We start from the raw sequence: 25583 nt of genomic DNA, 5'->3' as shown, positions 1-25583 counted from the left end.
GATGCCCACCTCCACTGTGGCGCACGGGTCTGACAATGGCGCTCCTACGCGGCCGGGGAGCGGCGCGTGAGCCGCAAGGTGAGTCCATCCGGCATAAGGGTCAGCCGCTCGGCGACCCGCAGCCGGTACCCGGGGTCGGCGTGCAGGTCGTAGCGGCGCAGCAGCAGCCCGAGCACCAAGGTGGCCTCGTGCAGCGCGAACTGACGTCCGATGCAGGCCCGCGCCCCGGTGCCGAACGGCTTGAAGACATGCGCGGGCCTGGCCCGTACCGCCGAAGGCGCGAACCGGTCGGGGTCGAACCTCTCCGGGTGCTCGCCCCACGCGGCCGGGTCCCGGTGCAGCATCGTGGCGAGGACCAGCGCCCACGCGCCCCGGCGCATCGGGTGCACGCCTCCGAGCACGGTGTCCGCACGCGCCTCGCGGGCGAACCCGGGAGCGGTCGGCCAGAGCCGCAGCGACTCGTCGAGCACCCGGCGCAGATAGCGCACCTTGGCCACCTGCTCGTACGCGGGTTCGCCGTCCCGGCCCCAGACCTCGTCGACCTCGGCACGCGCGCGTGCCAGCACGTCCGGGGACCGCGAGAGGTAGTGCAGGGCGAACGACAGGGCGCCGGACGTCGTCTCGTGCCCCGCGACCAGGAAGGTGATGACCTGGCGGCGGATGTTCTCCGCGGACAGCCGCTCGCCCGTCTCGGGGTGGGCGACGTCGAGCATGCGGTCGAGCAGATCACCGTGGGCGCCCGAGCCGTCCGATGCGCGGCGGGCCGCCACCACGGCGTCGACGGTGCGGTTGAGGTAGGCCATGTCGGCGTCATTGCGCCGGTGCGCGCCGCGCAGCAGCGGGGAGAGCAGAGGTGGTACGACGTTGCGGCGCTGGGCGAAGGAGAGCGTGCCGACCATCGCCGTCACGAAGGGGTGCGGGGCCGCCCGCTCGAAGGACCCGAAGTCGTGCCCGAAGCCGGTGCGGGCGATCGTCTCCAGCGTCAGCTTCGTCATGTCGCCGGGCACGTCCACCGCCCGCCCCGCCGACTCCCGCTCGTCCCAGCGGGCCGTGAGCTGCCGTGCGACGTCGAGCATCAGCGGGTGGTAGCCCGCCATCGCGTCGCGGCTGAACCCGGGCGCGAGTATGTCGTGGGCCAGCTGCCAGTTCGGCTCGTGGTTGTACGCGGTGAAGAGCCCGTCGCCCGCCACCGGGCGGAGGTTGGCCACGCCCAGCCCCACGTGCTTGGCGAACCGCGACTCGTCCGCCAGGTCGGCGGCCAGCTCCGCGCCCCACACGAACACGAACTCCTTGCCGAACGCCCTGCGCCGGAAGATCGGCCCCAGCCGCTCGGCCAGCCGCATCGAGTCCTGCAACGGCGTGCGCACACTCGCGCCCACGACGTCACCGAGCAGCGGGAGGCGGTACGGCGGATGCGGTATGCGCTCCAGCCCGGGCCAGCCCAGCTCCGCGCTGCGGAACCCCTTGGGCGGGGGAGCGGCCGGACCGTCCTGCCCCGCCGCGGCCCGCGTCGTCTGCGCCATGCGCGCCATCTCCCCTTGTCACAGCGGCCCGTCGGGCCAGTTGTACGTGGATTCAACAGGGCTCCCCAGTCTGGGGTCGCTATTGAATTCGCGTCAAGTAAGGTTTTTCGTATGTCCGCCACCCCGCAGGAGCGCACGCGTCGCAGACTGACCAGCGAGGAGCGGCGTGAGCAGCTGCTCTCCGTCGGATCACGGCTGTTCGCGCAGAAGCCGTACGACGACGTGTGGATCGAGCGGGTCGCGGAGATCGCGGGCGTCTCACGCGGACTCCTCTACCACTATTTCCCGACCAAACGGGACTTCTTCGCCGCCGTCGTCCAGCGGGAGAGCGAGCGCATGCTGCGCCTGACCGCGGCCGAGCCCGGCCTGCCGGTGCGCGAGCAGATCACCACGGGGCTCGACGCCTTCCTCGGTTACGTGGAGAGCCACGCGCAGGGCTTCCGGGCCTTCCACCGGGCGGAGGCGACGGGCGACCCGCTGGTCCGCGAGGTCTACGCGGAGGGCCTCGCGGCCCAGGAGCGGCAGATCCTCGCGGCCCTCGCGGCGGACCCCGCCACCACGGACACCATCCAGGACCCGCCGGCGCTGCGACTGGCGGTCCGGGGCTGGCTGGCCTTCATGGTGGCGGTCTGCCTGGAGTGGCTGGAGGAACCCGAACTCACCCGGGAACAGGTGCGGGACCTGTGCGCCAGGACGCTGTTGGGGGCCATCACGCGGTGACGCGGCGGCCCACGAAGCGCCCACCGCCGGGCGCGGCGCGTCATCGGTCAGTCAGGTGGAAGCGGCCCCCGCCGCGTCCTGCCGGACGTGACCGAAGGCGCCTTCACCCATGCCCAGCAGAGACCCGCCCCCGACCGGGAGGAGACCACGGAGAGTCTGCCCACCAAGGAGGCCGCCACAGAGCGATCGCCGGCCGAGGAGAGCTCGGAGCGGCTGCCCGCCCGGGAGACCTGGCAGGCCCTGTACCGGCACTTCCGTCCGCACCGCGGCGCCGTCGCCCTCGGAGCCCTGTTCACGCTGATCGGAGCGGCGACCGGCGTGGCCCAGCCGCTGGCCGCCATGACCCTCGTGGACCGGCTCGGCGACGACGAGTCCATAGCCGGGATCCTGCTGCTCCTGACCGCGCTCGTGGTGCTCGGCACGGCGATCGAGTCCGTGGGCGCGTACATCCTGGAGCGCACCGCGGAGTCGGTGGTGCTCGCGGCACGGCGCACCCTCATCGGACGGCTGCTGCGGCTGCGCCTCACCGAGGTGGAGCGGACGCAGCCGGGCGATCTGATGTCACGGGTCACCTCGGACACGACGCTGCTGCGCGTCGTGACCACCCAGTCCGTGGTCTCCGCGGTCTCCGGCGCGCTCACCTTCGCCGCGACCATCGTCCTGATGGGGCTGATGGACCCGGTGCTCCTCGGCGTCACCATCGGCGTGATCGTGCTCATCGGCGGCGCGGTGTCCCTGGTCATGCCGAAGATCGCGCAGGCCACGCGGCGCTCCCAGGAGGCGGTGGGCCTGATCTCCACGGCGCTCGAACGCGCCCTGGGCGCGTTCCGCACCCTCAAGGCGTCCGGCGCCGAGGGGCGCGAGGCGGCGGCGGTGCAGGAGGCCGCGCGGGAGGCGTGGCGGCACGGCGTGCGGTCGGCGAAGTGGCAGTCGGTGGCGTGGAGTTCGGTCGGGCTCGCCGTGCAGGTGTCGTTCCTCGCCGTCCTCGGCATCGGGGGCGCGCGCGTCGCGTCCGGCGCGATCTCCGTCTCGACGCTCGTCGGCTTCCTGCTCTTCCTCTTCTATCTGATCGACCCGGTGTCCCGCATGGTCGAGGCGGCGTCGCACTACCAGGTGGGTTCGGCGGCGGTCGCGAGGATCGTGCAGGCCGAGCGCCTGGAGACCGAGCCGACGGCCGAGCCGATGACCGACGTGGCCCGGGAGTCCGCCCGGGGCGCCGCGGGCCCGGCCTCGGTGGTCTTCGACGAGGTCACCTTCCGCTACCGCGACGATCTGCCCCACGTCCACCACGGCGTGAGCTTCGAGGTGCCGGGACCCGGCATGACGGCCTTCGTGGGCCCCTCGGGCGCGGGCAAGACGACCGTGTTCGGCCTCGTCGAGCGGTTCTACGAGGCGACGGGCGGGCGGGTCCTCGTCGACGGCGAGGACGTACGGCGGTGGCCGCTGGCCGAACTGCGGGCCGCCATCGGGTACGTGGAGCAGGACGCCCCCGTCCTCGCGGGCACCCTGCGGGAGAACCTGCTGTTCGCCGCGCCCGACGCCACCGAGGCCGAGGTCCGCGACGTCCTCGTACGCGCACGCCTCGACGGCCTGGTCGAGCGGCTGCCCGAGGGCCTGGAGACGGTGGTCGGCCACCGGGGTTCCAAGCTGTCCGGCGGTGAACGCCAGCGCGTCGCGATCGCGAGGGCGCTGCTGAGGAAACCCCGCCTGCTCCTCCTCGACGAGGCCACCTCGCAACTGGACGCGGTCAACGAACTGGCCCTCCGGGACGTCATCACGGAGATATCCCGCGAGGTCACGGTCCTCGTGGTGGCCCACCGCCTGTCGACGGTGACGACGGCCGACCGGATCGTGGTGATGGACGCGGGGAAGGTACGGGCGGTCGGCACCCACACCGAACTGGTCGCGTCCGACCGGCTGTACGGAGAACTGGCGGCGACGCAGTTCCTGGCGGCCTCACGGTGAGCGTCCGCCCGGCGGCCCGGATGGAGGGGGGCGGCTCGGGCGGGCCAACACCACCGCCGCTCCCCGTTGTCACGATCGGCCGCATGCCCTCCGTACTCGTCATCGGCTATGACCCGCACGCCATGCCCAACGCCGACGCCGTCGAGGCGGCGCTCGACGCGGAGCTGCGCAAGTTCGCGGATCGGGGCATCGACGCCGCGGTGACCACGGTCGTCGCCGACGGAACGGCAGGGCCCGCGCTCGAGGCCTCGCTGAGGCGAGCGGCCCTGGGACGTGGTGGTCGTCGGCGTCGGCATCCGCGAGACGGAACAACTGCTGCCGCTCTTCGAGCAGATCGTCGACCTGACCCGCCGTCACGCCCCGCAGGCGGACCTCGCGTGCAACAGCGGCCTCACCGACACGGTGGAGGCCGCGGAGCGCCGGCTCTGAGCTCCGAGGTGCCCGGAGACCCGGTGTACCGCGCCGCGCGCCCGGGCAGGTAGCTCCGGTACGGCCACGGTGGAGGCCTCGCGGCCGGGCAGGGGCGCGAAGGGCTGGGCCGTGGTACGGGAGCAGCAGGAGGAGTCGCACCATGGCACACGAGACCGCCCGTGAATGGGAGTTCACCGACGACCGGGACCATCTGGTGAGGGCGCCCGGACGTCCCGCTCGCCTCGTCGCCTACTTGCCGACCGGCGCGGCACTGCACGACCACGGCATACGCCCGCTCGGCGTCTTCGGTTCCGCGCACGACGACCCGGCGGCGCCGGACCCCGCCAAATCGGGGGACCTGCCCCTGGCGGACGTCCCCTACTTCGGAGCCGGGCCCGCACTGGACACCGAGGCGCTGCTCGGCGCGGAGCCCGACCTGGTCGTCGCCCTCACCTACGGCGGCGGTCAGGTCTACGGCATCGATCCGGAGGCCGCCAAACACCTGGAGGAGCGGGTGCCGCTCGTCGTGCTCGACGTCGGCCGCGGCCGCAGCCTCGCCGGTGTCAGAGGGCGCGTCACGGCCCTCGCCCGCAGCCTGGGCGCTCCCGCACAGCCCGACGCGGACCAGGAACTCGCGGTCGCGGAGGGCAGGCTGAGCGAGGCCGCGGCCGGTCGGGTACGGCCGCGTGTGCTCGCCCTCTCCCCGGCGGGTCCCGACTCCGTCCATCTGGCGAGGCCCGACGCCTGGCCCGACCTGGCCGCGCTCGCCGGTCTCGGCGTCGGGCTCGTGGACCCGGCGTCGGGGCAGGGCGGCAACTGGACCACGACGACATGGGCCGAGGCCGCCGCCCTCGAACCCGATCTCGTGCTCACCGACGTGCGCGGCAACGCGGCCGAACTCGGCGACGCCCTGGGGCCGGGCGTCCGGTCCCTGCCCTGGAACCCCGAACTGCCGCCCAGCGCCCGCCAACAGGCCCGCTTCTGCGCCGCGCTCACCGAAGCGCTGGAGACCGTGAAGCCCTGACGGGCACCGGGCCGGGACCGCAGGGCCGCCGCGCTACTCGTCCCAGGGAGAGTCCTGGATCACCCGTACGAAGTCGCCCCGAGTGAAGCCGGGCACGAAGTGCTCCAGGACATCGGCCTTCACATTGCCGAACGTCGTCTCCGGCTTCGGCGCGATCCCGTCCGTGAACGCCTTCAGGATGCGTCGCTTGAAGTCGGGACGCGGATGCAGCGCGGTGATCTCGGCGCGGTCGTCCGCGCTGACGTCGTGGAATCCGATGCCGAGCACGTCGTACTCGACCCCGGCGGTCACCAGGGCCACCTCCGCTTCCATGTGCTCGGGGACGCCGGGGGTGGTGTGCAGCGCGATGGCCGTCCAGACGCGCCGCACACCGTCCTCCGGCACGCCCCTGCTCTCCAGGAAGCGGCGGGCCTCGTCGGCGCCGTCGACCTCGAAGCGGCGCCCACTGGAGCGGAAGCGTTCGCCGAGGCCGAGGTCGTGGAACATGGCGCCGATGTACAGCAGCTCGGGGTCGAAGTCGAGGCCGCGGTTGCGGCCCTGGAGGCTGCCGAACCAGTAGACGCGGCGGGAGTGGTGGTAGATCAAGTCGTCCGTGACGTCGCGGACGAGTTCGGTCGCCTCGGCCGCCAGCTCGGTGTCAGGAACGGAGACTCCCGCCGCGGAGGAGGCGGGGGAGGAGAAGGGCGCGGGGGAGGAGGAAGCGGAGGGTGGCTGGGCGTTCATCGGGCGGCTCCTGTCGATCGGCCGAGCGGCACTCGGGCCTGCGGCTGCGTGAGACCTGCTGCTGGATGAGGTCTGCTGCTGGGTGGGACCTGCGACTGCGTGAGGCCTGACGCGTCCAGGCCCGCTGCACTCAAGCCTGGGGCAGGGGGCTCGCGCCCGCCATGTCCCCAGGGACAGGAACCCCACAGATCCGGACCCCACAGATCCGGACACCGTGGATCCGGAGGTGCCCGCCGCCTACGCTGAGGCCATGCGCCGACCCCAGCCCGCCCACGACGTCCTCGTCCTGGCCTTCGACGGCGTCCGTCTCCTCGACGTGGCCGCCCCGCTGGAGGTCTTCCACACGGCGGCCCGCACCACCGGCGCCTACCGGGTGCGGGTCTGTACGCCGGACGGACGTGACGTCACGACCTCCACCGGGCTGCGCATCGCCGCGGACGTGTCGGCCGCCGACGTCGGCCGGACGGACACGCTCGTCGTCCCCGGCCCCGCCGACCTGCGCCTCCTCGACGAACGCCCCGCACTCGTGGAACTGGTGGCCCGGCTCGCCCCCGGCGCGGGCCGGGTGGCGTCGGTGTGCACCGGGGCGTTCGCCCTCGCGGCGGCCGGACTGCTGCGGGGCCGCAGGGCGACCACGCACTGGGAGTACGCCGACGACCTGGCCCGCGCCCATCCCGACGTGACCGTCACGCCGGACGCCATCTACGTCCAGGACGGCCCGGTCCTGACCTCGGCGGGCGTCACCGCGGGCATCGACGTGTGCCTCGCGCTCGTCGAAGAGGACCACGGCCCCGACGAGGCCCGCCGGGTCGCCCGCGACCTGGTCGTCTTCCTCCAGCGCCCCGGCGGCCAGTCCCAGTTCTCGGCGGCGTCCCGCACCGCGACGACACGCCACCCGGTGCTGCGTCCGCTCCTCGACGCCATCGCCGCCGACCCGGCGGCCGACCACAGCCTGCGTGCGCTGGCCGCGCGGGCCGGTCTCAGCGGCCGGCACGTCTCCCGGCTCTTCGTCCAGCAGGTCGGCAGCACACCCGCCGCCCATGTGGAGCTCCTGCGCGTGGAGGCCGCCCGCATCCTGCTCGAACGCGGTGTCTCCGTCACCGACGCCGCGCACCGCAGCGGTCTGGGCAGCGACGAAACGCTCCGCAGGGCCTTCGCGCGGCACCTGGGGACGACCCCGTCCGCATACGCCGCACGCTTCCGTACGGCTCGTGGCGAACCTGATGTGGCGCGTGGCGTCGGCGCATGACGCGACCGCCGCACCTGACGACCCTGCGCGGGCGTTCAGTCCTCCTCGGAGCGGCGTGCGCGCAGCGTCCGGACCTTGTGGAGGTTGCCGCAGTGCTCCATCGAGCACCAGCGGCGCCGGCCGGGGCGGGAGGTGTCGACGTAGACGAGGTAGCAGTTGTCGGAGGCGCACATCCGGATGCGGTGGGAGAACGGTCCGGTCAGCAGGTCCACGGCGTCGCGCGCGACGGTGGAGAGCAGCTCGGACCCGTCGGCGGTCCCCGTCCAGACCCGCTCCCCGTCCAAAGCGATCGCCGGGGTGAGCGGCGGGCGGGCGGCGGCTTCGTTGACGGCGGCGATGTCGGCCGGGTCCGGCGTCTCGTCGAGGGCGCGGGCGGTCATCGCGCGCCACAGGGCGTCGCGCAGCCGCCGGGCGTCCGCCACCTCCGCCTCGGACACCCGCAGGTCGGGCGTGGGCGTGAGCCGCGACCGCTCGGCCCAGGCGGCGAGATCGCCGGGGGCGTGCAGCACCTCATACCGCCGGAACTCGCCGATGCCGCCGGTCGTCAGCAGTTCGAGGCAGAGCGCGCCCGGGTCGAAGCGGTACCTGGCACCGGTGTGTGAGCGCATCAGGATGCCGGGGGACGCGGATGAGGGCATGTAACCAACGTTAACGGTTACGGACGGTGCCGTGGCCGGGCGGGCGGCCTAGACTCCCGCCATGGACGACGCCCCCGGCACTCCCGACGCTCCCGACAACCGGGACGCACAGCTCACACGGCTCGGCAGCGGAAAGTACCTGCTGGTCAGCAGCTACCGAAAGGACGGCACTCTGGTGCCGAGCCCGGTCTGGGTCGTCCGCGACGGGGACGCGCTCGGAATCTGGACGGTCAGTGACTCCTGGAAGGTGAAGCGCATCCGCAGACGCCCGGACGTCCTGGTCGGACCGTGCGACGTGCGGGGCAACCCCACCGGGGCGCAGGCGCCCGCGACCGCGGAGATATGCCCGCCCGAGGTGACCGCGCGCTACCGCACCCTCATCACCCGCAAGTACAAGGTCATCGGTTTCCTCACGCTGCTCGGGAGCAGGATGCGGCGCGGTCTCGACGGAACGGTCGGCATCCGCATCACCCTCACCCCCTGACGGCCGCCGTCCACCCGGAAGACCGGACGGCGGCCCTGCGGATCGTTGACCACGTGATGTGATCACGACGCACGAGGGGGGCGGGGGCGAACCACTCCCCGCAGGGCCGTCCCGCCGTCCCGGAGATCAGGCAGGGCTGTGCTCCTGCGAGGCGTCGGCGGGACTCTGCTGCGCGGGCACGGTCGGGGTCCGCTCCTCGCCGCCCCGGGCCTCGCTCTCGCTCCAGGCCCGGGGCCGGGCCTGGGTCTGCCCCTGCGTGGTCGCCGACTGGAGGGCGTCGATGCATGCGCCGATCGCCTGGCGCAGGTCCTCCAGGCGCTCGACCATGTCGTCCTCGTAGATGTCGTCGATGTCATCGACGTCGTCGAAGGTCAGCTCCTCGAAGACCTTCGTCGCCTTCTGCAGGCTGCTGTAGAACTTGGCGCGGCGCTCCTGCACCCGCAGCTCCGGGTTGCTCTGCACGGTCTCCGCGATGAGGTCGCGCACCGTGTCGTACGCCTCGCGCGCCCACTCGCCGGAGTCCTCGCCCTCGTCGAGTTCGTCGATGAGGGACAGGTGCCGTTCGGCCTCCTCGCGCAGCTCGGCCGGGGCCTCGATCATCTGGCCCGCAGGCGTCTTGACCTGGCCCTTCTCCACGATCTGGCGGACGTAGTCGACGCGGTCGCCCGCCTTGGACTCGGCGGCGACGGCCTTCTTGAGATCGTCGGTGCGGACGATGTCGCGGACCAGCTCCGTGCGGAGCGCCGGGTCCTCGTCGATGCGGTCCATCAGCGCCTTGCGGGCCGCCTCCGCGGTGCCCGGGTCGGCGAGGATCGCGGCGCGCAGGGCGGTCGGGTTCTCGGCGACCTCCAGGGCCTTGGTGGGGCGGATGCCCTCGGCCTCGGCGGCCTCGGAGATCGCGTTGCCGCGCGGGGTCAGGGCGCTGGAGCGCGCGGCGTAGTACGTCGACCAGACGTCGGCGTCGGGCAGTTCCACCTCCATGCCCGGCGCGAGCGCCTCGAAGTGCGGCACCATGCCGTCGTCGGCGGCCTTGTCCCAGGCCTTGTAGTAGCGCATGACGCGCTCGGCCGAGCATTCCGCGAGCTCCGCGAACTCCTTGGCGGAGATCTTCGGCGTCTCGCCCGCGCCCTGCCCGCCCGGCCGGACGCTGCGGGCGACCTTCAGGGCGAAGGCCCAGCCGCCGGTGCGCGCGTAGGCCCCGAAGGCGCGGGCGTCCTCGGAGATCAGACGCGCGGCGTCGGCGGACTGCCTGTCCTCCCCGGACGAGTCGGACGAGCCGGACGAGCCGGATGACGGGGAAGGCGCCCCCGCTGCCTCGGGAGAGGCCGGCTCCGCTTCATCGGGTTCCTCGGGCGACCAGAATTCGTCGGACGGGGCCATGGCTACGGTCACGGAAGTGCTCCCGGTGAGACAGTGGGGGGACGAGGCTGACGCGATACTTTATCGCTCCGATTGGGGCATTTCGCGGGCGCGTCACTGTCGCGAGCACCGGGCCGCTCCGGCCGCGAGCACCCAGCCACTCCGGCCGCGAGCACCGGGCCGCTCTGCCCGCGAGGGCCAGAGCACCCCGATCGTGAGCCATGCCGCCAGCGGCCGGGCGAACCCCGTGAGGACCTCACGCGGACCTCGTGCGGGGCCCGTGGGAACCCCGCGAGCGGCCATCCGCCGTGTTCTGCCGGGCACAAGCCCTTCGTGCCGGGCTGATCGCTCGCATAGGCTGCCAGGATGAGCATTCTGGATGACGCCCGCCCGGGCATGAACCCCGACATCCGACCGCAGGACGACCTCTTCGGACACGTCAACGGCCGCTGGCTCGACACGGAGAAGATCCCGGAGGACCGCTCCAGCTGGGGCCCCTTCGTGCAGCTCGCCGACACGGCCGAGCAGCAGGTGAAGGAGATCATCCAGGACCTGGCCGACACCCCGGCCGGCGAGGGCGCCTCCGCCGAGGAGGCCCAGAAGATCGCCGCGCTGTACGCCTCCTTCATGGACGAGGAGACCATCGCCGCCCGCGGCCTCGCCCCCGCGCAGCCGCTGCTCGACGAGGTCGCCGGGCTGCGGGACGTCCGCGAGCTCGCGGCGTTCCTCGGCCGCTTCGAGCGCGTCGGCGGCTCAGGTCTCTTCGGTTCGTACATCGACTCCGACGACCGCGACTCCGACCGCTATCTCTTCAACGTCCTCCAGGGCGGCCTCGGCCTGCCCGACGAGTCGTACTACCGCGAGGAGAAGTTCGCCGAGATCCGCGAGAAGTACGTCGCCCACCTCACCGAGCTGCTCACTCTCGGCAAGCACGCCGAGCCGGAGGCCGCCGCGAAGACGGTCCTCGCACTGGAGACCCGGCTCGCCTCCGGACACTGGGAGCGGGCGGCCACGCGTGACGTCCTGAAGACCTACAACCTCACGACGTACGACGAACTGGTCGCCCTCGCGCCCGAGTTCGACTGGCGCGGCTATGTGACCGGCCTGGGCGGCTCGGACGCCACCATCGCCGAGACGTGCGTGCGCCAGCCGTCCTACCTCTCCCACCTCTCCACGGTCCTCACCGAGGTGCCGATCGAGCGGTGGCGGGACTGGGCGACGACACGGGTCCTGCGCGCCTGCGCCCCGTACCTGCCGGACGAGTTCGTGCGCGTCAACTTCGAGTTCTACGGACGCACCCTCAACGGCACGCCCGAGCTGCGCGCCCGCTGGAAGCGCGCCGTCTCCTTCGTCGAGGGCGCCATGGGCGAGGCCGTCGGCAAGGAGTACGTGGCACGGCACTTCCCGCCGTCCTCCAAGGCGATGATGGACGACCTGGTGGCCAACCTCCTGGAGGCCTACCGGCAGTCCATCGCCCGCCTCGACTGGATGACGGACGAGACGAAGGAGCGGGCGTACGAGAAGCTCGCGACCTTCCGGCCGAAGATCGGCTACCCCGACACCTTCCGCGACTACTCCGCGCTCCGGGTCAGCTCCGACGACCTGCTCGGCAACGCGCAGGCGGCGGCCGCCTTCGAGTCGGACCGCGAGCTCGCGAAGATCGGCTCGCCGGTCGACCGCGACGAGTGGTTCATGCTGCCGCAGACGGTGAACGCGTACTACAACCCGGGCACCAACGAGATCTGCTTCCCCGCGGGCATCCTGCAGAAGCCGTTCTTCTCGCCCGACGCCGACCCTGCGGAGAACTACGGCGGCATCGGCTCGGTCATCGGCCACGAGATCGGCCACGGCTTCGACGACCAGGGCGCGCAGTACGACGGCGCGGGCAACCTCAACGACTGGTGGACCGCCGCCGACAAGACCGCGTTCGAGGCGAAGTCGAAGGCGTTGATCGAGCAGTACGACGCCTTCTCGCCCCGCAACCTGCCCGGCGAGCACGTCAACGGCTCACTGACGGTCGGCGAGAACATCGGTGACCTCGGCGGCCTGACCATCGGGCACACGGCGTACCTCATCGCGCTCGACGGAGCGCCGATGCCGCGCGACGAGGACGGCACCACCGGCTCCCAGCGACTCTTCATGAACTGGTCGTACTGCTGGCGCACCAAGCGCCGCAAGGAGCAGGAGCAGCAGTACCTCACGATCGACCCGCACTCCCCGCCGGAGTTCCGCGCCAACATCGTCCGCAACCTCGACGAGTTCCACGAGGCGTTCGGCACGGTGAAGGGCGACGGGCTGTGGCTGGACCCGGAGGATCGGGTCCGGATCTGGTGAGCCGAACCGAACCGATCGGCCGCTTGGCCGGAGGGTCATGTGGTCGGTGGGTCGGCAGGTCAGTAGAGGGGCGGCCGGGCCGGGGAGGGGTGCGGTTGCCCTCCCCGGCCCGGCCGTTCCGTTCGGTCGCCGTCGCCGGCCACGGCCTCGTAGAGCGCGGCATCAGCGAGCCGCCCGGTGGCCGAGCAAGCGGTCCTGCCGGGAGAGAGCCGTTCGCGCGGCACCGCGTCTCGCTCCACTCGATCCCTGCGGCGCCAGCCACCAGCGTGCGAGCCGCCCGTGCGGGCTAGGCGGCGGGATCAGGGCCGCCGCAGGGTGGCGCGGGTGAGGGCGGTGACCCCCGCGCGGATGTGGTCCGGGGAAGTGCCATGCGTGGTGAGGTGTTCGATCAGGTCGCTGCGCACGGCGGCCAGCAGCGCGTGTGCCAGGAAGGCGGCGTCGCGCTCGCCGCGGGCCTCGGTGAGCAGCGCGGTGAGTTCGGCGTGCCACAGCTCGTAGGTGTCGTTGTCGTACGGGCTGCCCCGGCCGGCGCTCTCCAGGGCGAGCATCAGAGGACGCGTGTCGAGCTTCAGGGTGAGCAGGGCGTCCAGGAGGGCGAGGGCGCGTGCGTCGGCGGGCGCGCCGGGGCCCAGCGGCGGAGGACCGGCGACGACGTCGGCCCGAAGCTGTTCGGTGCGCCGCTCCACGAGCGCCTTGACGAGCCCGAGGCGGTCGCCGAACCGGCGGAACAACGTGCCTTTGCCGACCCCGGCGGCCACCGCGATGTCGTCCATGGACACGCGCTCCGGGTCACCGTGCGCGCCGAACAACTCCTCCGCGGCGGCCAGTACGGCCTCGCGGTTGCGCTGGGCGTCGGCCCGCTCCTTGCGAGGGGGTGGGGGCACGGGTTCCTCCGGGGCAGTGGGCAGCGGGGATTGCGAAAGCGGACTAGCGGTCCGTATAGTCGGGCTAGATGCGGACCGCTGGTCCGTATATTAGCCCGCCGCGCGGTGTGGCGCTGGGCCGAGCCCTCGCGGCCCCGCCCGCCACTCCTCACCCCTACGCCGAAAGGCACCGCACTGCCATGACGTACGACAGCAGCAGCACCCGCACGGACGCCCCGCCGGCGTCGACACCGGAGGGCGTCTTCCGCCAGGGCATCGACCTCCTCCTCGCCAAGCGGTTCGACGCGTGGATCGACCTCTGGGCCGAGGGCGGAGTCATGGAGTTCCCCTTCGCCCCGCCGGGCGCCCCGTGCCGCCTGGAAGGCAAGGCCGCCGTCAGCGCGTACATGACCGCGTATCCCGACCACATCGACCTCACCGCCATCCCGTACGTCGAGGTCCACCGGACCGGCGACCCGGACGTGGTGGTCGTCGAGATGCGCTCCGAAGGGCGCGCGGTGGCCACCGGGCACCCTTTCGAGATGTCGTACGTGGCCGTGGTGACCGTCGAGGAGGGACTGATCACCCACTACCGCGACTACTGGAACCCGCTGACCGCCCTGGAGATCGCGGGCGGCGCCGACGCGCCGTTCGTGGGAGCGGCCCGATGAGCACGGCGACGCGCGTTCTGGTGACGGGCGGCACCGGCACGACGGGCCGTCGCGTGACGGCCCGCCTCGTGGCGGCGGGGCACGCGGTCAGAGTGGCGAGCCGCCATCCTGGCCCCGCGGTCGATGACGGCACGGCTGCCGGTCCCGACCCGGCCGCTGCCCACGGGACGACCGCTGGCCTCGCTCCGGCCGCCGGCCTGGAGACGGCCCGCTTCGACTGGAACGACCCGGCGACCCACGCCCCCGCGCTCGACGGAGTGCGCCGCGTCTACCTCGTCGCGCCCGTGGGCGCACCGGACCCGGCCGCGCCCATGCTCCCGTTCCTGGACCGGGCACGCGGCGCGGGCGTCGAGCGGGTGGTGCTGCTCGGGTCATCGGCGATCGCGGAGACGGACGAGGGCCTGGGCGAGGTGTACCGGGGCATCCGTGAGAGGTTCCCGCAGTGGGCGGTGCTCCGACCTTCCTGGTTCATGCAGAACTTCACCGGTGACCATGTGCACGCGCAAAGCATCCGCGAGCGCGGCGAGATCGTGACGGCCACCGGGGACGGCCGCGTCGCGTTCATCGACGCCGACGACATCGCGGAGGTCGCCGCACGGGCCCTCACGGACGAACGGCCGCACAACGCGGCCCCTCTCATCACCGGCCCCGAGGCCCTCAGTTACGCCGACGCCGCCGCCACGCTCACCCGTGTCACGGGCCGTACGGTCCGCCATCGCGCGGTCTCCCGCGAGGCGATGCGGGACCGGCTGACCGCGACGGGCCTGCCGGAACCGTTCGCCGATCTCCTCGCCGGCATGGACGAGGCGATCGCCGGAGGAGCGGAGGACCGTACCAGCGACGTCGTGGAACGCGTCACGGGCCGCGCGCCGCGCACCTTTGCCGCTCACGTGGCGGCGCACCTGGCTCGCGCAGGGCACGCAGCTCACCCGACGCAGGCGGCAGACCCCACGTATACGGCGCACCCGACACATGCGGCGCCCACGACGCCCGAGCGGCTGTGACCGCCGGGGAGGCACTCGCCGTACGCCGACTCGTGGCGCACGCCGCGTCATGGGGCCGTCGTCCGCCACGCCAGGGACGGCCGGGCGGCGGGAGTCGACGCCCGGCGCACCGGCTGTGACCGCTCACCGCCCCTGGGCGCCCCGCACCGGATGCTTGCTCAGGATGGAGACGCGGTTGAACGCGTTGATCGTGATCGCCACCCAGATCACCGCCGATATCTCGGCGTCGGAGAACAGCTCACGCGCGGCGGCGTACGCCGCCTCCTGTGCGGCGGCGTCCGCCGGGTGCGTGGTGGCCTCCGCCAGGGCCAGCGCCGCCCGCTCCCGGGGCGTGAACAGTTCGGTGTCCCGCCAGGCGGCCAGCACGCCGAGGCGTCGGGTCGTCTCGCCCTCGCGCAGGGCGGTACGGGTGTGCACGTCGAGGCAGTACGCGCAGCCGTTGAGCTGGGAGACGCGGAGGTTGACCAGCTCCACGAGGATGCGGTCGAGCCCGGCGTCGGCCGCCGTGGCCCTGACGGCGGCCGACGCCTCGACCATCGCGTGATAGGCCTTGGGGCTCTGCTTGTCGACGTAGACGCGCTGCACGGTCGGGTGGGCGTGCTGCTCCGGCTGGTGGGCGCGCTGCTCCGGGTGGTCGTGCCGCTCCATGTGGGCTCCCTCTGGGACTCGTGAAGGTTTATGATCGAAGACAGTGGTTGAAAGCCAAAGTATCTTGATGGGGGAAGGCAGCGATGAGCAATGCCGAGCGTGATCCCGCCGCCCTGCGCTGCGGAGCCGAGGGCAGTGGCACCGCGCGTCGGGCCGAGGTCCTCTCCGCGCGCGAGGTGCCGCTGGGCGGCCCGCGGGCCATGGCGGTGCGGCGCACCCTTCCCCAGCGCGCCCGTACGCTGATCGGAGCCTGGTGTTTCGTCGACCACTACGGACCCGACGACGTGTCCGCATCCGGCGGCATGGACGTCGCACCGCACCCGCACATCGGCCTGCAGACCGTGAGTTGGCTGTTCAGCGGGGAGATCGAGCACAGGGACAGCCTCGGCAGCCACGCCTTCGTCCGGCCCGGGGAGCTGAACCTGATGACGGGCGGCCACGGCATCGCCCACTCGGAGGTCTCCACGCCCGCCACCACCGTGCTCCACGGCGTCCAGCTCTGGGTGGCGCTGCCCGACGGGCATCGGAACGCCGACCGGGACTTCCAGCACTACGTCCCCACTCCGGTACGGGTGGACGGAGCCGAGGCCAGGGTCTTCCTGGGCACGCTGGCGGGCTCGACATCGCCGGTGCGGACGTTCTCGCCGCTGCTCGGCGCCGAACTGCTCATCGAGCCGCGCGCGACGACCACGCTCGCCGTGGACGCGTCCTTCGAACACGGCCTCCTCGTCGACCAGGGCCAGATCGTCATGGCCGGCGCCACCCTGCGCCCGGCGGAGCTCGGCTACCTCGGCACGGGCCACACCACCCTGACACTCACCAACGAGTCGGACACGCCCGCGCGCGTGCTCCTGATCGGCGGGACGCCGTTCGGCGAGGAGATCATCATGTGGTGGAACTTCATCGGACGGTCGAACGAGGACATCGTGCAGGCGCGTGCGGACTGGACGGCCGGCGCCCGCTTCGGCGAGGTCCACGGCTACGACGGGGACCCGCTGCCCGCTCCGGAACTGCCGTCTGTGCCCCTGAAGCCCCGGGGACGGGTGCGCTGATCTGCGCGGATGCGGGTTGCCGGCAGTGCGTGGGCGGCGGCTGCGGGGGTCAGGAGCCCAGGGTGTGCTCTGGCGGACGCGCCCGAGAACGACGGGTCGTCATCAGCGCCTTCATCAACTACCGGGAGCCGGTCCGTGCTGAGACCTGTCGCGAAGCCGTCGACCTGGCAGAGACGCCACTGCCCGCCACTCCGGGGGTCACCCGCGGGGTCGTCCTCGTCGCCGACCCCGCTCAGCTCGCCCTATGGCGCTCCCTGCTGACGGAAACCGAGCCCACCTCGGCCGCCCCGGTAGTGCTGCGTAGGCGTGACCACCGCAGCCTGCGCTGCTGGGCCCAGCGCGTCAACGTGTCCCCTGCGGAGGGCCGCCTGGACCGTCTCCACGAACTGACCGGCGGCTGGCCGCTCCTGGTGGACCGAGCCCACCGCCTGCGCGAGGAATGGAGTGACCCCGACGAGGTGCTGCGTCGTCTGGCCGACCTCCGCGCGGACCGGGTCGAGGCCCGCGCATCCGCCGAGGCCACCGGCGTGTGCGAGGATCCCCTGCCGGCCGCCGGATACCGGGCCCTCCCCGACGAGTTCAAGGACGGCCTCTTCGACCTGGAAGGCGCGGCGACCGCCGTCGCGCTCAAGATCGATGACGAGGACGAGGCACGGCTGATCGTCGACTTTCTCGGCACCCTCCAAGTCTTCGACCGCGAGGACACCCAGCTGCGCCTGGAACCGGTGCTCCGGGAGTGCGTGGCGTCAACGGGTGACAGAGCCGCCCGTGAATCGTGACCGGACATGGCCGTGGCGGTCTCGGGCGTGCCGGTCGGTCCGTCGCCCGTCGTCGGCCCGTTCGTCGAGGATGTCGCGCAGGACAACATCGCATCCTGATATTCGTGGTGCTATTCCCGGATCAGTACGAAGGGCAGCCGCTGACGGCCTCGGTGGTGCGAGGGCCGGCGTAGGGCGGTGGCCGGGCCGCGACCTGGGCGGCCGGGTGAGGGGTCAGCAGTTCGAAGGCTGTCTGACCTGCAGACAGGCCGATGTCTGGTGGGGAGGGCGGCCGGCGGCGTACGCAAACGCGTCGAGGCGGGCTGAAGGGGTGCTGCTCGGCACTCGCATTCCCATGTATGACCAACTAGCACAGGTAATCGGCCATTTGGCAGATTTTGCATTGGTGAGCGGGCGCCGTTCGGTGTCTGTCGCCGGTGCCGCACTGCCGGGTCGCCCATCCCGCAGCTCAGACAGGGTGCGACGGCCTGGGCCCGGTCGGGCGCGTGGTGCGGGCGGGCCGTTCGGGCGCCTCTTGCCCGTTCGGTCAGCCGAATGGATCCGTGGCTGGGGAGCGGCGTCCCACCTGTGCATACGGGGAGGGGACGTCGGCCGCTGGAAGGTTGTCGCGAAGCGTAGGCGTGTGACGGTCGTGACGTGGAGGCCCGGCAGCGCGCTTCCTATGGTGGGAAGCGGCGCCGCCGGATGCGCCGAGCGCGGCGACGCCGGAGGCCGCGTACCGGATCCGGGGAAGTATGGTCCACGAGATGTCGGAGTGACCTCATGGAAAACCTTCAGTTCGCCGAAATGCTGATGCGCACCAGACTGCGTTCAGGCATCACCCAGCAGCAGTTGGCCGACCTCTCCACCATCAGTTCCCGCGCGATAAGAAACCTGGAGAAAGGTCATGTGCGCCATCCGCGCAAAGAGACCGTCCAGCTGCTGGCCGACGCTCTGCGTATCGACGGGTCCACTCGGTACCGGTTGCTGAAACTCGCCGTGGAAGGGGAACGTGAAGGCCCGCACGGAAGTCCGGGCGGCGTCGGTCCGCCGGACTTCGGACGGCCCACCGCCCCGGGGGAGCCCTTTCACGACGCTCATGGACTCCCCGAACAGGGACCACGGTTGTCCGGTTCCTCGCTCGGTCAGGGATCGATCCCGCTCACCTCTCCCGCCTCCACCAAGGGAACGCGCCCCGATACCGACCCGGGAGCCCTCGCTGGGACGGCCCGGCCGGCCGCTGCCGGAACCGGCGCGGACGGGGACGACAGGGACGCGGAACCAGCCGGTGCACCGGATGTGCGGCGCCCCGCGCTCACCTGCGCCTACGAGTACAGGGCCGTGCCGCTCCCCGAGGGGTCCGGCCCCGGTGCCACCGGTGTTCTCACGGAGGTGGCCCGCGACGGCTGGCGGTTGGCCGCCGTCGACGGCGGCACCGCATACATGGAACGTCGCACCCGCTGAGTGCACGGACGCGCCCCGGCGATACACCGGCGCCCGGCCGTGACGCTCCCGCGCGCCCTGCGCAGACCCCACTCCCGAGTGGTACGTCCGCAGGGCGCGCCCACCTGCCCGCGAGCCGGTCGTCCTGTCGGCAGAGTTCCGGTTATATTCCGCCGGAAAATTCCGGACCGGTCACTTCCCTCCCCTAGCGTGGATCAGGCGAAGTTCTTCCCTGACCCTTTAGCGAAAGAGGGAGCACGAAGAATGTCAGCACCCGCAGTCTTGGTTGGCGCGCACCTCCCGCCCGGGCCACGAGCACACCTCAGCTCCGACAGCACCCGCCGGATTCTCCGCCTGCAGAACTTATTTCTGCGGCATGCCCGGGAATTCCTGTACGAAGCCGGATTCGTGGAACTCCTCCCTCCCGTCATCGGCCCGGTCACCGACCCCGGAATTCGCGGCGCCAAACAGGTCGACGTCGACTTCTACGGCCACCGCTACAAACTCATGACGAGCGCCTTCGTCTACAAGCAGGCGGCCTTGCTCGCCTACGACAAGATCTTCTACGTCGCTCCGAACGTACGGATGGAGCCACTGGAGACCTGCTCCACCCAGCGCCATCTCGCGGAGTTCCATCAGCTGGACATCGAGATGGCGCACACCAGCCGCGAACAAGTGATGGACCTGGCCGAGGAGCTGATCGCCACCGCTACCCGAGCGGTCGTCGCCGAGTGCGAACCGGCGCTGCGCGACCTGGGGCGCGACGTGGACGCGCTGCGGGCGATGCTCGCGGCCCCGTTCGAACGGCTCGCTCACACGGACGCCGTCACCCGTCTCGTCGACGGCGGCCATGCCCAGAGCGCGGCGGCCGAGATCGACTGGGAAGGCGAGCGCCTCCTCTCCGAGGGCAGCGGCCGCCCCGTGTTCCTGACCGACTACCCCAAGGGCTCACGCGTCTTCCTGGAGCGAGAGGACAGTCAACGGCCGGGCGTGCTGCGGACGTTCGACCTCCTGATGCCGGAGGGCTACGGCGAGGTCATCAGCGGCGGCGAACGCGAGTCGGACTACCGGCGTCTGATCACCCGGATGCGCGAGACGGGGGAGAACCCCGCCAAGTACGGCTGGTACCTGGACGAGGTGAAGAAGGGCATACCGCCGAGCGCGGGCTTCGGGCTCGGTGTCCAGCGCTTCACCCGCTACCTGGTGGGCGCCGACTACGTGTGGCAGACCACCGCCTTCCCGAAGCTTCCCGGTGTCGTCTCGCCCTGACCGCGGAGGTGCCGCGATGACCCGTATCACGAGCCACCCCCCGCGCGAGACCGGCGCGAGCGCGTGGGGCGGAATGCTCCCCGCCGCCGCGCTCCTCGACAACCTTCCCCGCCTCCCCTCGCGCCCGGCCGGACCCGTCGTAAAAGGGGCCGGCCCCGTGGGGCCGGCCGAAGCGGCCACCACGGGAGGACCCGCCACCGCCGAGCTCGCCACGGCGCCCGCACCTGCGCAGGTGTTCGCGCCGGCCGCCCCGCCCTCCGCCGAACCACCCCGTGTCCTCCTGGTCGACGGGGACCCGGTCTCCCGCCAGGTCTTCGGCGGCACCCTGCACGCGGACGACCAGGTCAGCCTGGTCGCCACCGGCGACAGCCGCCGCCCGGCCGCGGAGTGGCCGCTGCACCGGGCGGACCTGACGATCCTGGTCTCCGGACCGTTGGAGAACCACGTCCTCAAGGCCCAGGACGTCAACCGCCGCGGCGGCAGGACCCTCCTGGTGGGCGTCGACTGGTCCAAGCACCGGCTGGACGCCGCCCTGGCCTCGGGCACCTCGGGCTGCCTGAGCAAGGACTGGGCGCTGTCCCACCTGCCGCAAGCCGCTGCCGCCGCCGCGACCGGGCACATCGTGCTCTCGCCTGATCTCGTCGGACTCTGCGTGGCCATGCAGCCCGCGGACGCCGGCCGTGATCTCGCGGTCCGGCTGCGCTGCCTGACCCGACGGGAACGGGAGGTGCTGACCCTGCTCGCGGAGGGGATGTCGACCGGCGAGGTGTCCGACTGCCTCGTCGTCTCCCCGGCCACCATCAAGAGCCACGTCTCCCACGCCCTGACCAAGCTGTGCGTGCGCAACCGACTCGAAGCGGTCCTGCTCATGCAGGCGGCTCTGGGCTGCGGCGTCCAGCACGGCGAACTGTGCCCCGGAGAGATCTGAAAGGGACCGATCATGCCCGCATACCTCCTGGTGGGATACAGCGCGGACCTGCTGCGCGTCCTCGACGGCTTCCTGGCGCCGGACAGCGTCCTCGTCATGGACGAACCGGAAGTCCTCGCCGTGCGAGGCGCCCGTGACCGCACCGGCGAGATCGCCTGCTTCGCCGACGTCCTGCCCGCCCCGGTGCAGACCGACGCGGACCGGCTGCCCGCCCTCGTCGCCCCGCCGCCCGGTGTCAGTGCCGTGCTGCCGGGAAACGACTACGGCGTCGTGGCCGCAGCGGTGCTCGCCGACGCCTGGGGTCTGCCCGGCCCCGGCGCCGAGGCCGCCCGGACCTTTCGCGACAAGCGCCGTCAGCGACGGCTCGCCGACGAGGCGGGCATCCCCCAGCCCACCTGGAGAGAGGTGTCCGACGCGGCCGAAGCGGCGGAATTCGCCGCCGGGTGCCCCGACGGGTTCGTCCTCAAGCCTGCCACCCTCCAGTCCAGCGAAGGCGTCCTTGTCCTCGAACCCGGCGCGGACGTGGCGGCGGCCTGGCGGCACACCACCGCGCGCAACGTCATCGGGGGGACCATGCGCCTGGACGGGGCGCCCTCCCCGTGCCTGGCCGAACGACGGCTCCTGGGCGAGGAGTTCAGCGTCGAGCTGCTGCTGCGCGACGGCGCCGCGCTGTTCTGTAACGTGACCGCCAAGCGTCTGCTCGGTGGCGTCCACCCGGTGGAGATGGGACACGTCGTCCCGGCTCCGCCCGAGGGCGGCGTACGCGAATCGCTGAGCGCCAGCATGCTGGCCCTGGCCCGCGCGTCCGGATTCCGTACCGGCGTCATGCACGGCGAGTGGATCATCGAGGACGGGATGCCGCACCTGGTGGAGTGCGCCGCGAGGCTGCCCGGCGACCAGATCCACAGGCTCATCGAACTCGCCTACGACTGGGACCTGTTGCGCAACTGGTTCCGCATCGCGGCCGGGCAGGAGCCCGCTGCGGCACCACGGCGGCCACAAGGCGCAGCCATCCGCTTCTTGGGTGTCCGGCCCGGCCGCGTCACGTCCGTCAGCGGGATCGACGAGGCCCGGTCCACGGCGGGCGTGCGCGACGTCGCCGTCTCCGTCGCCGTGGGCTCGCACGTCGAACCGATCCGCAGTTCCTGGGAGCGCTCCGGCTTCGTGATCGCCACCGGGCCGGACGGCCGGGGCGCCGAACGCACGGCCCGTACGGCGTCCGAGCGCATCGTCATCGCGACCGAGCAGGACGCGCTGGCCGGCGCCTGACCCGGACCACCCACCCCGGACCCACCCCCACGCGCGCCCCGCCGGGACCCATCCGGCGGGGCGCGCGTGGGGGTGGGGGCGGGACGCACGGCGGGACCGCCGCGCGCCGACGCGCGGCGGTCCCGCAGTCCGCTCCAGGCCCGGGCGGCACCGTGCCCGTGTCAGCCCGGCGCCGCCGCCAGTTCGCCGGCCACGCCGGCCACGGACGGATGGCGCAGCAGCGTGCGCAGCCGCACCTCGTGGCCGAACTCCGCCTTGATCCGGCCCAGCAGGCGCAGGGCCAGGATCGAGTGACCGCCCAGACGGAAGAAGTCGTCGTCCGCACCGACCCGTTCGACGCCCAGCACCTCGGCGAACAGCACGCACAGCCGCGCCCGCACGGGATCGTCCGGAGCCGGCGAGGACGCGGCCGCCGAGCCGTACTCCGGAGGGGGCAGGGCCCGGCGGTCCAGCTTCCCGTTGGGCGTTGTGGGGAACCGCTCCAGCGTCACGTACGCCACCGGCCGCAGGTGCTCGGGCAGCGCGGCGGCCGCGTGCGCGCGCAGCTCCTCCGGCTCCGCAGGCGTACCGCCATGCGGCACCACGTAGGCGACGAGCCGCTGGTCACCCGGCCCCTCGGTGCGCACCAGCACCCGGGCGCCGGAGATCCCCGGGTGCCGGGCCAGCGCCGTCTCCACCTCCGAGGGCTCGATCCGGAAGCCGCGCAGCTTCACCTGGTCGTCGCGCCTGCCCAGGTACTCCACGGCCCCGTCGGCGCGCCACCGGGCCAGGTCCCCGGAGCGGTACATGCGCGAGCCGGGCGGCCCGTAGGGGTCGGCCACGAAGCGTTCGGCCGTCAGCCGGGCCTCGCCCAGGTAGCCGTGCGCCTCGCCCACGCCCCCGAGGTACACCTCGCCCACCATGCCGGGCGGCAGCACCCGCAGGTGGTCGTCGAGGACGTAGAAGTGCTTGTTGGCGACCGGTCCGCCGAGGGGGACCGAGCCGTCGAGGCAGTCCTCCAGGGTCACCCGCCGGTAGACGGTGACCATCATGCACTCCAGTGGCGAGTAGGCGTTGACCAGGGTCAGCCCGGGGCGGCGGCGCAGCAGGCGCTCCAGGTGCCCAGGGGAGGCGGCCTCGCCGCCGGTCAGGACGAGCCGGACCGTGTCGAACGCCGAAGGGTGGGCCTCCACCAGGTAGTTCAGGAGGCTGGAGGAGAAATGGGCCACGGTGACGCGGTGTTCGCCCATGAGCCGCACGGCCACTTCCGGCTCGGGCGCCCCGCCCGGCTGCAGGACACACGTGGCGCCCGCGAACAGCGCGGACAGCAACTCGAAGGCGAAGGCGTCCCAGGACATCGGCGAGCACTGGAGCACGACGTCCGACGGTGTCACCCGCGCGAACGCCTGCCCCAGGAGGCTGCCGACGAGCGCCCGATGCGGCGCCACCACGCCCTTGGGCCGCCCCTGCGACCCCGAGGTGAACAGCACGCAGGCGGGATCCTCGCCGTCGACCGGTGTCCCCGGATCGGTCCGGGGCGCCTCGTCGAGACGCGGATCGTCGATCCGTACGAGACGCGGGCCGTCCCGCTCCGCCACCTCGTCCGGCAGCGGGCGGTCGCTCACCACGGTCCGGCAGCCGGTCGCCCGTACGCACTCGGCGGCCCGCGCACCGGGGAAGTCCGGGTCCAGCAGCACATAGGCGGCACCCGACTTGAGGGCCGCGAGAAGGGCCGTCACCAGGTGTGGGCCGCGCTCCAGGCGCACCCCCACCCAGTCGCCGCGGCCGATCCCGAGGCCGATCAGGTGGTGGGCCAACCGGTTCGCGTGCTGGTCCAGTTCACCGTAGGAGACGCGCTCGCCCTCGAAGACAAGGGCGGTCGCGTCCGGTTCGCGGGCGGCCTGTTCGGCGAACACCGTGTGCACGCACGGATGCTGGGGGAGCGGGAGGCGTTCGCCCCTGCCCGCGTCCAGCATCCGCCCTGCCTCCCGCGCGTCACACGGCTCGATGTCACCGGGGTGCGCGCGGGGATCGTCCGCGATCACGCCGAGCACCTGTGTCAGCTGAGTGGCCAGGACGCGCGCGACAGCCGCGGGCACGCGGCTCGTGTCGTGGTGCACCCGCACCGAGAGGCGCTCCCCGGGCGTCACCACAACCGTCACCGGGTAGTGCGCCGTCTCCTCGCAGCCGATCTCGCCGACCCGCAGTCCGCCCAGGTCACGGCTCCACGGCGGTACGTCGGGCACCGCCTCCACGGTCACCGTCGTGTCGAGCAGCGGCCCGTCCACGCCTGCGGCCCTGGCCGCCTCGCCCAGGCCCACGTGGTCGTGCGCGGCCAGCGCCAGCCGTCGCGCCCGTACGTCGGCGAGCAGGTCGGCCAGGGTCGCCGAGGCGCCCGTCCGGACCCGCACGGGCACCGTGTTGACGAGCATGCCCACCATGTCCTCGACGCCGTTCAGTTCGGCCGGGCGGCCGCTGAGGACGGAGCCGAACGTGACGTCGTCCCGGTCGGTGTGGCGCGCCAGCACCAGCGCCCACGCGGCTTGGACGGCCGTCGTGAGGGTGGTGTTCAAGCTCCGCATCCTCCCGCCGAGCTCGGCGGTTCGCGCGGGTGAGAGCTCCCGCACGACCGTCGCCCGGCGCGCGGCCGCCGCACCTGACTCCGGCGCGAGCAGCGTCGGCGGCGCGTCCGCCAGTTCCTCCCGCCAGGCCCGCTCGGCGGCCGCCCGATCGCGCCCCGCGAGCCAGCCGAGGAAACCGCGGTACGGCGCCGGTGGCGCCAGGTCCTCGCCGGCGTACCCGGCGAGGACCTCGCGCAGCAGCACGGAGGCGCTCCACCCGTCCAGCACGCAGTGGTGCGCGGTGACCGCCAGGCGGTACCGGTCGACGCCGTCGCGCACCAGGTCGAAACGGATCAACGGGCCGCCCTCGACGCCGACGCCGCCGGTGCGCGCGGCGCGCAGCACGGCGTCACCGTCGTCCGGGCCGGCCACCGACCAGTGCGGCTCCACGTCACGGGGGACGACCTGTACGGGCTGTCCGTTGGCCCGGTGGTGGATGCGGGCCCGCAGATTGGGGTGGCGCACCAGCGTCCGCCGTACCGCGTCGCGCAGCCGTGCCTCGTCCAGTGGGCCCTCCAGCGGGACGGTGTACTGCGCGACGTAGAGCCCGCGCGCCCCGTCCTCCGCCAGGGAGTGGAACAGGATGCCCTCCTGAAGAGGGGTGAGGGGGAGTATTTCGTCGATGGCCGGTGCTGACATCTGTCCTCC

General features: G+C 72.6%; 22 protein-coding genes. 15 read left to right on the top strand and 7 right to left on the bottom strand.

Annotated elements, in window-relative coordinates; all coding sequences use genetic code 11:
• Nucleotides 1–44 precede the first annotated feature (44 nt).
• Nucleotides 45–1523 (bottom strand): cytochrome P450, encoded by a 1479-nt coding sequence (locus DCW30_RS07845; protein WP_076682644.1) that lies wholly within the window; start codon nucleotides 1521–1523, stop codon nucleotides 45–47.
• A 111-nt stretch (nucleotides 1524–1634) separates the two neighbouring features.
• Here DCW30_RS07845 and DCW30_RS07840 point away from each other — a divergent pair, with 111 nt between their 5' ends.
• From DCW30_RS07840 to DCW30_RS07825, 4 genes are all read left to right on the top strand, one after another.
• On the top strand, nucleotides 1635–2243 hold the full coding sequence (locus tag DCW30_RS07840; protein ID WP_062772551.1) for a TetR/AcrR family transcriptional regulator: 609 nt from the start codon (nucleotides 1635–1637) through the stop codon (nucleotides 2241–2243).
• 213 nt (nucleotides 2244–2456) lie between these two features.
• A complete protein-coding gene (locus DCW30_RS07835) occupies nucleotides 2457–4208 on the top strand; it encodes an ABC transporter ATP-binding protein (RefSeq protein WP_206269297.1) in 1752 nt (583 codons plus the stop codon).
• Nucleotides 4209–4481: 273 nt separating this feature from the next.
• Nucleotides 4482–4637, top strand: a complete 156-nt coding sequence (locus tag DCW30_RS38095) for a hypothetical protein (RefSeq protein ID WP_309029599.1) — start codon at nucleotides 4482–4484, stop codon at nucleotides 4635–4637.
• A 142-nt stretch (nucleotides 4638–4779) separates the two neighbouring features.
• On the top strand, nucleotides 4780–5643 hold the full coding sequence (locus DCW30_RS07825; RefSeq protein ID WP_076682642.1) for a substrate-binding domain-containing protein: 864 nt from the start codon (nucleotides 4780–4782) through the stop codon (nucleotides 5641–5643).
• A 33-nt stretch (nucleotides 5644–5676) separates the two neighbouring features.
• On the opposite strand, the gene DCW30_RS07820 is transcribed toward DCW30_RS07825, so the two are convergent.
• Nucleotides 5677–6366, bottom strand: coding sequence for an HD domain-containing protein (locus tag DCW30_RS07820; protein WP_076682639.1), 690 nt, complete (start codon nucleotides 6364–6366; stop codon nucleotides 5677–5679).
• Between the two features lie 250 nt (nucleotides 6367–6616).
• Here DCW30_RS07820 and DCW30_RS07815 point away from each other — a divergent pair, with 250 nt between their 5' ends.
• The gene (locus tag DCW30_RS07815; RefSeq protein ID WP_076688478.1) at nucleotides 6617–7615 is read left to right on the top strand and encodes a GlxA family transcriptional regulator; all 999 of its coding nucleotides are present in this window, start codon (nucleotides 6617–6619) and stop codon (nucleotides 7613–7615) included.
• A gap of 35 nt (nucleotides 7616–7650) precedes the next feature.
• On the opposite strand, the gene DCW30_RS07810 is transcribed toward DCW30_RS07815, so the two are convergent.
• Entirely contained in the window at nucleotides 7651–8253 is a 603-nt protein-coding gene (locus tag DCW30_RS07810) for a CGNR zinc finger domain-containing protein (RefSeq protein WP_076682637.1), read from the bottom strand.
• 61 nt (nucleotides 8254–8314) lie between these two features.
• On the opposite strand from DCW30_RS07810, the gene DCW30_RS07805 reads away from it, so the two are divergent.
• Nucleotides 8315–8737, top strand: a complete 423-nt coding sequence (locus tag DCW30_RS07805; RefSeq protein WP_076682635.1) for a PPOX class F420-dependent oxidoreductase — start codon at nucleotides 8315–8317, stop codon at nucleotides 8735–8737.
• Nucleotides 8738–8863: 126 nt separating this feature from the next.
• On the opposite strand, the gene DCW30_RS07800 is transcribed toward DCW30_RS07805, so the two are convergent.
• Nucleotides 8864–10129, bottom strand: coding sequence for a hypothetical protein (locus tag DCW30_RS07800; protein WP_237283306.1), 1266 nt, complete (start codon nucleotides 10127–10129; stop codon nucleotides 8864–8866).
• Between the two features lie 333 nt (nucleotides 10130–10462).
• Between DCW30_RS07800 and DCW30_RS07795 the strand changes: the two genes are divergently transcribed.
• A complete protein-coding gene (locus DCW30_RS07795; RefSeq protein ID WP_076682634.1) occupies nucleotides 10463–12430 on the top strand; it encodes a M13 family metallopeptidase in 1968 nt (655 codons plus the stop codon).
• Nucleotides 12431–12729: 299 nt separating this feature from the next.
• Here the strand turns inward: DCW30_RS07795 and DCW30_RS07790 are convergent, their stop codons facing one another.
• Entirely contained in the window at nucleotides 12730–13314 is a 585-nt protein-coding gene (locus DCW30_RS07790) for a TetR/AcrR family transcriptional regulator (RefSeq protein ID WP_076682632.1), read from the bottom strand.
• A 179-nt stretch (nucleotides 13315–13493) separates the two neighbouring features.
• Here DCW30_RS07790 and DCW30_RS07785 point away from each other — a divergent pair, with 179 nt between their 5' ends.
• Nucleotides 13494–13964 (top strand): nuclear transport factor 2 family protein, encoded by a 471-nt coding sequence (locus DCW30_RS07785; protein ID WP_076682630.1) that lies wholly within the window; start codon nucleotides 13494–13496, stop codon nucleotides 13962–13964.
• The gene (locus DCW30_RS07780; RefSeq protein WP_076682628.1) at nucleotides 13961–14968 is read left to right on the top strand and encodes an NAD(P)H-binding protein; all 1008 of its coding nucleotides are present in this window, start codon (nucleotides 13961–13963) and stop codon (nucleotides 14966–14968) included. The genes DCW30_RS07785 and DCW30_RS07780 overlap by 4 nt, the downstream gene beginning before the upstream one ends.
• A 123-nt stretch (nucleotides 14969–15091) precedes the next feature.
• Here DCW30_RS07780 and DCW30_RS07775 read toward each other — a convergent pair whose 3' ends face one another.
• The gene (locus tag DCW30_RS07775) at nucleotides 15092–15616 is read right to left on the bottom strand and encodes a carboxymuconolactone decarboxylase family protein (protein WP_079249870.1); all 525 of its coding nucleotides are present in this window, start codon (nucleotides 15614–15616) and stop codon (nucleotides 15092–15094) included.
• An 83-nt stretch (nucleotides 15617–15699) separates the two neighbouring features.
• Between DCW30_RS07775 and DCW30_RS07770 the strand changes: the two genes are divergently transcribed.
• The 6 genes from DCW30_RS07770 to DCW30_RS07745 all read left to right on the top strand — a co-directional run bounded on the left by DCW30_RS07770 (nucleotide 15700) and on the right by DCW30_RS07745 (nucleotide 22335).
• The gene (locus tag DCW30_RS07770; RefSeq protein ID WP_076682626.1) at nucleotides 15700–16668 is read left to right on the top strand and encodes a pirin family protein; all 969 of its coding nucleotides are present in this window, start codon (nucleotides 15700–15702) and stop codon (nucleotides 16666–16668) included.
• 62 nt (nucleotides 16669–16730) lie between these two features.
• The gene (locus tag DCW30_RS07765) at nucleotides 16731–17447 is read left to right on the top strand and encodes a hypothetical protein (protein WP_237283305.1); all 717 of its coding nucleotides are present in this window, start codon (nucleotides 16731–16733) and stop codon (nucleotides 17445–17447) included.
• A 762-nt stretch (nucleotides 17448–18209) separates the two neighbouring features.
• Nucleotides 18210–18890, top strand: coding sequence for a helix-turn-helix domain-containing protein (locus DCW30_RS07760; RefSeq protein WP_076682624.1), 681 nt, complete (start codon nucleotides 18210–18212; stop codon nucleotides 18888–18890).
• Nucleotides 18891–19133: 243 nt separating this feature from the next.
• Nucleotides 19134–20138: an asparagine synthetase A gene (locus DCW30_RS07755; RefSeq protein WP_076682622.1), complete on the top strand. Its 1005-nt coding sequence runs from the start codon at nucleotides 19134–19136 to the stop codon at nucleotides 20136–20138.
• A 16-nt stretch (nucleotides 20139–20154) separates the two neighbouring features.
• Nucleotides 20155–21066 carry a response regulator transcription factor gene (locus DCW30_RS07750; RefSeq protein ID WP_076682621.1) on the top strand — a complete coding sequence of 304 codons (912 nt, stop codon included), beginning with the start codon at nucleotides 20155–20157 and terminating at the stop codon, nucleotides 21064–21066.
• A 12-nt stretch (nucleotides 21067–21078) separates the two neighbouring features.
• Nucleotides 21079–22335 carry an ATP-grasp domain-containing protein gene (locus tag DCW30_RS07745; protein ID WP_076682618.1) on the top strand — a complete coding sequence of 419 codons (1257 nt, stop codon included), beginning with the start codon at nucleotides 21079–21081 and terminating at the stop codon, nucleotides 22333–22335.
• A gap of 161 nt (nucleotides 22336–22496) precedes the next feature.
• On the opposite strand, the gene DCW30_RS07740 is transcribed toward DCW30_RS07745, so the two are convergent.
• A complete protein-coding gene (locus DCW30_RS07740) occupies nucleotides 22497–25574 on the bottom strand; it encodes a non-ribosomal peptide synthetase (protein ID WP_076682616.1) in 3078 nt (1025 codons plus the stop codon).
• Between the last annotated feature and the right edge of the window lie 9 nt (nucleotides 25575–25583).

It is taken from the genome of Streptomyces alfalfae (genome assembly GCF_004127445.1).
GTDB classification, from domain to species: Bacteria; Actinomycetota; Actinomycetes; order Streptomycetales; family Streptomycetaceae; genus Streptomyces; species Streptomyces alfalfae.
This window is presented reverse-complemented; position numbering and strand designations above follow the sequence as displayed.

What these genes read in the sequence shown, in the direction of transcription:
- DCW30_RS07845 (WP_076682644.1), bottom strand. Translation starts at nt 1,523, where the DNA reads ATGGCGCAGACGACGCGGGCCGCGGCGGGGCAGGACGGTCCGGCCGCT.
- DCW30_RS07740 (WP_076682616.1), bottom strand. Translation starts at nt 25,574, where the DNA reads ATGTCAGCACCGGCCATCGACGAAATACTCCCCCTCACCCCTCTTCAG.
- DCW30_RS07755 (WP_076682622.1), top strand. Translation starts at nt 19,134, where the DNA reads ATGTCAGCACCCGCAGTCTTGGTTGGCGCGCACCTCCCGCCCGGGCCA.
- DCW30_RS07760 (WP_076682624.1), top strand. Translation starts at nt 18,210, where the DNA reads ATGGAAAACCTTCAGTTCGCCGAAATGCTGATGCGCACCAGACTGCGT.
- DCW30_RS07770 (WP_076682626.1), top strand. Translation starts at nt 15,700, where the DNA reads ATGAGCAATGCCGAGCGTGATCCCGCCGCCCTGCGCTGCGGAGCCGAG.
- DCW30_RS07745 (WP_076682618.1), top strand. Translation starts at nt 21,079, where the DNA reads ATGCCCGCATACCTCCTGGTGGGATACAGCGCGGACCTGCTGCGCGTC.
- DCW30_RS07810 (WP_076682637.1), bottom strand. Translation starts at nt 8,253, where the DNA reads ATGCCCTCATCCGCGTCCCCCGGCATCCTGATGCGCTCACACACCGGT.
- DCW30_RS07805 (WP_076682635.1), top strand. Translation starts at nt 8,315, where the DNA reads ATGGACGACGCCCCCGGCACTCCCGACGCTCCCGACAACCGGGACGCA.
- DCW30_RS07750 (WP_076682621.1), top strand. Translation starts at nt 20,155, where the DNA reads ATGACCCGTATCACGAGCCACCCCCCGCGCGAGACCGGCGCGAGCGCG.
- DCW30_RS07785 (WP_076682630.1), top strand. Translation starts at nt 13,494, where the DNA reads ATGACGTACGACAGCAGCAGCACCCGCACGGACGCCCCGCCGGCGTCG.
- DCW30_RS07815 (WP_076688478.1), top strand. Translation starts at nt 6,617, where the DNA reads ATGCGCCGACCCCAGCCCGCCCACGACGTCCTCGTCCTGGCCTTCGAC.
- DCW30_RS07795 (WP_076682634.1), top strand. Translation starts at nt 10,463, where the DNA reads ATGAGCATTCTGGATGACGCCCGCCCGGGCATGAACCCCGACATCCGA.
- DCW30_RS07825 (WP_076682642.1), top strand. Translation starts at nt 4,780, where the DNA reads ATGGCACACGAGACCGCCCGTGAATGGGAGTTCACCGACGACCGGGAC.
- DCW30_RS07775 (WP_079249870.1), bottom strand. Translation starts at nt 15,616, where the DNA reads ATGGAGCGGCACGACCACCCGGAGCAGCGCGCCCACCAGCCGGAGCAG.
- DCW30_RS07840 (WP_062772551.1), top strand. Translation starts at nt 1,635, where the DNA reads ATGTCCGCCACCCCGCAGGAGCGCACGCGTCGCAGACTGACCAGCGAG.
- DCW30_RS07780 (WP_076682628.1), top strand. Translation starts at nt 13,961, where the DNA reads ATGAGCACGGCGACGCGCGTTCTGGTGACGGGCGGCACCGGCACGACG.
- DCW30_RS07820 (WP_076682639.1), bottom strand. Translation starts at nt 6,366, where the DNA reads ATGAACGCCCAGCCACCCTCCGCTTCCTCCTCCCCCGCGCCCTTCTCC.